Source organism: Brachybacterium tyrofermentans, assembly GCF_014897585.1.
In the GTDB taxonomy this organism is placed as follows: domain Bacteria; phylum Actinomycetota; class Actinomycetes; order Actinomycetales; family Dermabacteraceae; genus Brachybacterium; species Brachybacterium tyrofermentans.
In genome coordinates this window covers 1-5,750 of the sequence record NZ_JABUXW010000056.1, presented here as the reverse complement: position 1 = coordinate 5,750, position 5,750 = coordinate 1, and the positions used below count along the sequence as shown (strand labels likewise).

Sequence of the window (5,750 nt, the reverse complement as noted above, 5' to 3'; positions counted from 1 at the left end):
AAGCTAGCGCTCGCAGCGTAAACACCCCCGTGTCCACGAACCGGGGGTAGGCCCCGACACCCTCGGGATCAACATTGGAACCGCTATCAGGCACGCCGCCCGCACCGGCTCGAGATGGGGTAACTACCCCGAACTGCGAGCATCTCTCTCGGATGAATAGTGCAGCGGCGAATGATTCCGTCCCCCGGCAATCTGAGTGCGAGTGGCCAGGCGAGCCGTTGCGGCAGACCTGCGGACGGGTTCAGGTCTGCCGCAGCACGGTCTGCGCTGAGTGCTTGCCCCGGGTCGTAGCGATCCGGGGCAAGCGCGGTACCGCTTCGAGTCCGACAGGTGAGTCTGCGTGTCTAGAAGTCCCAGTCGTCGTCGCTGGTGTGCTCGGCCTTGCCGATGATGTACGACGATCCGCTTCCGCTGAAGAAGTCGTGATTCTCGTCGGCGTTGGGGGCGAGCGCGGCGAGGATCTCTGGGCTGACTGACGTCTCGTCGGCGGTGAACCGTGCCGGGTAGCCGAGGTTCATGAGGGATTTGTTCGCGTTGTAGCGCACGAATGCGGCGACATCGTCCATTAGCCCGAGGGGTTCGTAGAGCTCGCCGGAGTAGTCGAGCTCGAGCTCGTAGAGCTCTTCGAGCAGGGTGTACGTGAACTCCTTCATCTCGTCGCGGCGGTTGGGGTGAGCCTCGAGGCCGCGCTGGTACTTGTAGCCCGAGTAGTAGCCGTGCACGGCCTTGTCGCGCAGGATGAGTCGGATCATGTCGGCGGTGTTGGTCAGGGTGGCGTGCACGGAGAAGTGCAGCGGCAGGTAGAAGCCGGCGTAGAGCAGAAGGCTGGAGAGCAGGGTGGAGGACACCTTCCGCTTTAACGGGTCGGGCCCGTAGTAGTGCTGGAGCACCTTCTTGCATCGCGCTTGAAGCAGGTCGTTGCCGATCGCCCAGCGGTAGGCCTCATCGATCTCTCGGGTACTGGTCAGGGTCGAGAACACCGAGGAGTACGAGCGGGCGTGGACGGACTGCATGAAGGCGATGTTGGTGTAGACGGCTTCCTCGTGCTCTGTGCGGGCGTCCTGGATCTGGCAGATCTCCCCGACGGTGGCCTGCACGGTGTCGAGCAGGGTGAGGCCGGTGAAGACTCGCATGGTGAGGGTTCGTTCATGGGGCGCGAGTGCTTGCCAGGCCTGGTGGTCGTTGGACAGGGGCACCTTCTCGGGCAGCCAGAAGTTCGCGGTCAGGCGGTTCCAGATCTCGAGGTCCTTCTCGTCGCTCACGCGGTTCCAGTTGATCGGACGCAGCGGTGCGCTGGGGTGGTGTCGGTATGCCGGAGGGGTGATGGAGCCTTCTACGGCTGTTGTGGCGGTCATGCTGTTCTCCTCTGTTCGTTGTTCTTGTCGTTCGTCGTGGCGGTTCGTGCCCAGAAGCGGTCGAGCCCTTCGTTCACGCGCTCGATGTCGCGCTGGGTGCCCAGGAGTTCGAAGCGATAGAGCTCTGGGACGCCGCACTTTCGGGAGATGACTGGGCCGGCGAGGCAGTAGTGCTCGCCGAAGTTGGTGTTGCCTGCGGTGATGACCCCGCGCAGCAGAGCACGATTGGCGGGATCGTTGAGGAAGGCGATGACCTGCTTCGGTACGGCCCCGGCCTGCTCGCCGCCGCCGTAGGTGGGGACCACCAGAACGAAGGGGCGGCATACGCGGATCATGCCCTCGATGCGGGGTCGGAGCGGGATCCGCACCGCAGGCCGCCCCAGCCTCTCCACGAAGCGCAGCGTGTTCTCGGAGACGCTGGAGAAGAACACGAGATCTGCGGACTCCTGTGGCGTCAGGTCACGTGTTCCGAGTCCCGGTGCTGCGCGCTCGATGCCTGCCGTCATCGATCCCTCCTTCGTCGTCGTCACACTCGACCCGACCTTGAACTACTAGATGTTGGGTCCGCACTCCGCGGGGGTGCCACATGTAGTGATATCAAGCCCGACGGCCCTCAAGCGTACGCCACGCCGGGTTTGAAACTTCGGCGTGTCGAACCTTAGGATCTGGGCGTCTAGAAGTGACCACGCGTGTGGTCGTGAGCGGAGAGAGGTCACTGATGCAGGTGCGAGGGCGATGGAAGGCTGTGCTCGGCGCGGTCGTTGCGAGTGCGGCGCTGGTGCTCACCGGCTGCTCAGGTGGAGCCAGGCAGGATGCTGCCGACAGTGGGAAGCCGGTAGTCCTGACGACGTTCACCGTGTTGGAGGACATCGCGGAGAATGTTGCGGGCGACCATCTCGTGGTCGAGTCGATCACGAAGCCTGGCGCGGAGATCCACGGGTACGAGCCGACGCCGGGAGACATCCGGAAGGCCTCGGATGCCGACCTGATCCTGGACAACGGCTTGAACCTGGAGGTGTGGTTCGGCCAGTTCGTCGAGGACGTCGATGTGCCCCACGTCGTGGTCTCGGAGGGGATCGATCCCATCGACATCACCGGCGACGCCTACGCGGGCAAGCCCAACCCGCACGCCTGGATGAGCCCGAAGAACGTGCAGGTGTACGTCGACAACATGGTCGCAGCGTTCAGCGATCTCGACCCGGAACACGCTGAGGACTACGAGAGGAACGGGGAGACCTACAAGCAGCAGCTCCAGCAGGTCCAAGATGACCTGACGGGCGAGCTCGACGATCTCCCGACCAGCCAGAGAGCGCTGGTGACCTGCGAGGGCGCATTCTCCTACCTCGCCCGAGATGCTGGGCTGACCGAGAAGTACATCTGGCCCGTCAACGCCGAGCAGCAGGCCACTCCGCAGCAGATCACATCCGCGATCGAGTTCGTCGACGAGAACGAGGTCCCCGCCGTGTTCTGCGAGTCGACGGTCTCCGACGACCCCATGCAGCAGGTCGTGGGTGCTACGGATGCACGCTTCGGAGGGACGCTGTATGTGGACTCGCTCTCCGAGGAAGGTGGCCCGGTGCCCACGTACCTGGATCTGATCCGCCACGATGCGGACACCATCACTGCGGGACTCACCGGGGAGGACTCATGACGACAGCGGCGATCGATGTCAAAGGTGTCACCGTCCGCTACGGCGATGTGCTCGCCCTCGACGACGTATCTGTTGCGGTGCGGGCGGGTGCGGTGACGGGGTTGATCGGAATGAACGGCTCCGGGAAGTCCACCTTGTTCAAGGCGATCACCGGAATGGTCCGGCCTGAAGCAGGCAGCGTCCTGCTGAATGGCGCGCAGCCGGCGCAGGCCAGGCGGCGAGGGCTCGTCGGATACGTCCCCCAGAGCGAGGACGTCGACTGGGCTTTCCCCGTCTCTGTCCGAGACGTCGTGATGATGGGAAGGTACGGCCACCAGGGCGCCACGCGCCGTGTTCGGCCCGCTGACCGCATCGCTGTGGACGAAGCCTTGGAGAGGGTGGAGCTCACGGAGTACGCGAATCGGCAGATCGGCCAGCTCTCCGGCGGGCAGAAGAAGCGCGCCTTCGTCGCCCGCGGGATCGCCCAAGACGCACGGATCATGCTGCTGGATGAGCCCTTCGCCGGCGTCGACAAGCGCAGCGAAGCCACCATCGTCGATCTTCTCCGCGCACTCGCGGACGACGGCCGCACCGTCCTTGTCTCCACCCACGACCTCCATGCTCTGCCGCAGCTGGCCGACGACGCCGTGCTGCTGCTGCGAACCATCCTCTTCCACGGCCCGGTGGACGAGGCCCTCACGCCCGAGAGGCTCGCTCTCGCCTTCGGTCTGGACGTTCTGCAGCAGGAGGGTGCCGCATGACGCCGCTCGACTGGCTCCTCGAGCCGCTCTCCTACGACTTCATGACCCGTGCGCTCGTCACGACCGTGATCGCTGCCGTGGTGTGCGCACTGCTGTCGTGCTGGCTGGTGCTCATCGGATGGTCGCTCATGGGGGATGCCGTATCTCACGCCGTCCTCCCCGGAGTCGTCATCGCCTACATCCTCGGCGTCCCTTTCGCCATCGGTGCGGTCGTCTTCGGGTTCCTGGCGGTCGGAATGATCGGTCTCGTCCGTGGGACGAGCCGCGTGAAGGAGGACGCGGCCATCGGCATCGTTTTCACCACTCTCTTCGCCCTGGGGCTGGTCCTGATCTCGGTCACACCCAGCCAGACCGACCTCAATCACATCATCTTCGGCAACATCCTCGGCGTCTCCCGCGCAGATCTCGTCCAGATCGCGATCCTGGCAACCGTGGCTCTCATCGCCCTGGTGTTCAAACGTCGCGACCTCACGCTCTATGCCTTCGACCCGACACACGCCCACGCCATCGGCCTGTCTCCCCGATTCCTCGGCGCGCTGCTGCTGGGTCTTCTGGCGCTGACCGCAGTTGCCGCTCTCCAGGTCGTGGGAGTGGTGCTCGTCGTCGCGATGCTCATCATTCCCGGAGCGACGGCCTACCTGCTCACCGACCGCTTCGGGCGGATGCTCGTGATCGCGCCGGTCCTCTCGTCACTCTGTTCCGTGGTCGGGATCTACATCAGCTACTGGGTCGACGCCTCACCAGGCGGCCTCGTCGTCCTCACCCAGGGATGCGCCTTCGCGCTCGTCTACCTCATCAGTCCCAAGCACGGCCTGCTCAGCAAAAAGGCTGGAGTCCGCCGGTATCGACGCGATACGGCGCGCCGGCGTGAGGATCAGGTTGGATCCGCCGAGACGTAGAGGGCATCTGTCGCAGAGCGTCCCAGCAACGTTGGCGAGCCCACTTCTCCAGAACGAACTTCCAGCGCATCGGAGAACGGTGCTCCCGCCGCGACCACAAGCGTGGCCCCGACTCCGATGCCCTGGGACTCGAAGAACTGCAACATCGCCGGGTCCGTGTCCGAGATCCGCTCGACCACAAACCTGCCCTCCGCTCCGATGTCGGTGAGACGCCGCGCATCAGGCACGGTCACTGTTCCGTCCGCTGCAGGGATCGGATCACCGTGCGGGTCACGCCGGGGGCGACCCAGAACGTCATCGATCCTCTCCACCATCAAGTCCGAGACGGCGTGCTCGAGCTGCTCGGCCTCCTCGTGGACCTCGTCCCACCGATACCCGAGGGTCTCCACCAGAAACGTCTCGATCAAGCGATGCCGCCGCACCATCACCAGCGCGTACGCACGACCGACCTCCGTCAACTCGACCGAGCCATACCTCGCGTGAGACAGAAGACCCTGCTCAGTCAGCTTCCGCACCGCATCCGAAGCGGACGACAGGGCAACACCGGTCCGCTGCGCGATGAGCTTCAACGTCACCGGCTCGTCACTCCACTCGGACAACCCCCAAATCGCCTTCAGATAGTTCTGGGCACTCGCAGACAGCTCATCGACGGACATGGCACGACGATAGCCTCGAAGCTTCAACTTAGCTATATAGAACTTGAAGCTTCGGCGCGCCACGGACTCACGTAGTAGGCATCGACCATGAGGTGCGTCCCGGGCCCGCGCCTCAACCGGCACTGACGCAGAACCCTGAGAACAATGCTCAGCCGAATGAATCTCTCCCCCGGCAATGGAGACGGTCTGCTCCACGCCTATCTGGCGACGAGCCAGGATCGGGTGGCAGAGTGGCAGCCGGTCTACAGCATCGCCCCGCGCACGAAGGCGCCGGTGGTGCGCGAGTTCGTCGACGACGACGGCGAGGTGCAGCGGAGTCTCGAGCTGGCGCGCTGGGGTCTGTACCCCGCGTGGGCGAAGGACAAGGGGCCTCGCCCGATCAACGCGCGCCTAGCCTCGGGATTTCATGGGGGTGTGGTCCCGACCGGCGGACGGCTTAGAGAAAGGTG

Annotated in this window: 7 protein-coding genes; 4 read left to right on the top strand and 3 right to left on the bottom strand. The window is 64.6% G+C overall.

Annotation, left to right across the window (positions count from 1 at the left end):
- Window positions 1–344: 344 nt before the first annotated feature.
- Together nrdF and nrdI are read right to left on the bottom strand one after the other, a co-directional pair.
- Complete coding sequence (gene nrdF / locus INT49_RS20415; protein ID WP_193107387.1) at window positions 345–1,355, bottom strand: class 1b ribonucleoside-diphosphate reductase subunit beta; 1,011 nt, start codon at window positions 1,353–1,355, stop codon at window positions 345–347.
- On the bottom strand, window positions 1,352–1,861 hold the full coding sequence (nrdI, locus tag INT49_RS20410) for a class Ib ribonucleoside-diphosphate reductase assembly flavoprotein NrdI (protein WP_102237451.1): 510 nt from the start codon (window positions 1,859–1,861) through the stop codon (window positions 1,352–1,354). The genes nrdF and nrdI overlap by 4 nt, the downstream gene beginning before the upstream one ends.
- 212 nt (window positions 1,862–2,073) lie before the next feature.
- Between nrdI and INT49_RS20405 the strand changes: the two genes are divergently transcribed.
- The 3 genes from INT49_RS20405 to INT49_RS20395 are packed head-to-tail and all read left to right on the top strand — an operon-like array spanning window position 2,074 to window position 4,645.
- A complete protein-coding gene (locus INT49_RS20405) occupies window positions 2,074–3,006 on the top strand; it encodes a metal ABC transporter substrate-binding protein (RefSeq protein ID WP_193107406.1) in 933 nt (310 codons plus the stop codon).
- Window positions 3,003–3,746, top strand: a complete 744-nt coding sequence (locus tag INT49_RS20400) for a metal ABC transporter ATP-binding protein (RefSeq protein ID WP_193107386.1) — start codon at window positions 3,003–3,005, stop codon at window positions 3,744–3,746. Before INT49_RS20405 ends, INT49_RS20400 begins: the two co-directional genes overlap by 4 nt.
- Window positions 3,743–4,645 (top strand): metal ABC transporter permease, encoded by a 903-nt coding sequence (locus INT49_RS20395; RefSeq protein ID WP_193119571.1) that lies wholly within the window; start codon window positions 3,743–3,745, stop codon window positions 4,643–4,645. The genes INT49_RS20400 and INT49_RS20395 overlap by 4 nt, the downstream gene beginning before the upstream one ends.
- On the opposite strand, the gene INT49_RS20390 is transcribed toward INT49_RS20395, so the two are convergent.
- Entirely contained in the window at window positions 4,621–5,301 is a 681-nt protein-coding gene (locus INT49_RS20390) for a metal-dependent transcriptional regulator (protein ID WP_193119570.1), read from the bottom strand. The two genes, INT49_RS20395 and INT49_RS20390, sit on opposite strands and share 25 nt — an antisense overlap.
- A 156-nt stretch (window positions 5,302–5,457) precedes the next feature.
- Here INT49_RS20390 and INT49_RS20385 point away from each other — a divergent pair.
- Window positions 5,458–5,750 (top strand): SOS response-associated peptidase family protein (locus INT49_RS20385; protein ID WP_226851100.1); only part of this gene is annotated, 293 nt, incomplete at its 3' end.

Coding starts and splice junctions, on each gene's coding strand:
- INT49_RS20390 (WP_193119570.1), bottom strand. CDS start 5,301: ATGTCCGTCGATGAGCTGTCTGCGAGTGCCCAGAACTATCTGAAGGCG.
- INT49_RS20400 (WP_193107386.1), top strand. CDS start 3,003: ATGACGACAGCGGCGATCGATGTCAAAGGTGTCACCGTCCGCTACGGC.
- INT49_RS20395 (WP_193119571.1), top strand. CDS start 3,743: ATGACGCCGCTCGACTGGCTCCTCGAGCCGCTCTCCTACGACTTCATG.
- nrdF (WP_193107387.1), bottom strand. CDS start 1,355: ATGACCGCCACAACAGCCGTAGAAGGCTCCATCACCCCTCCGGCATAC.
- INT49_RS20405 (WP_193107406.1), top strand. CDS start 2,074: ATGCAGGTGCGAGGGCGATGGAAGGCTGTGCTCGGCGCGGTCGTTGCG.
- nrdI (WP_102237451.1), bottom strand. CDS start 1,861: ATGACGGCAGGCATCGAGCGCGCAGCACCGGGACTCGGAACACGTGAC.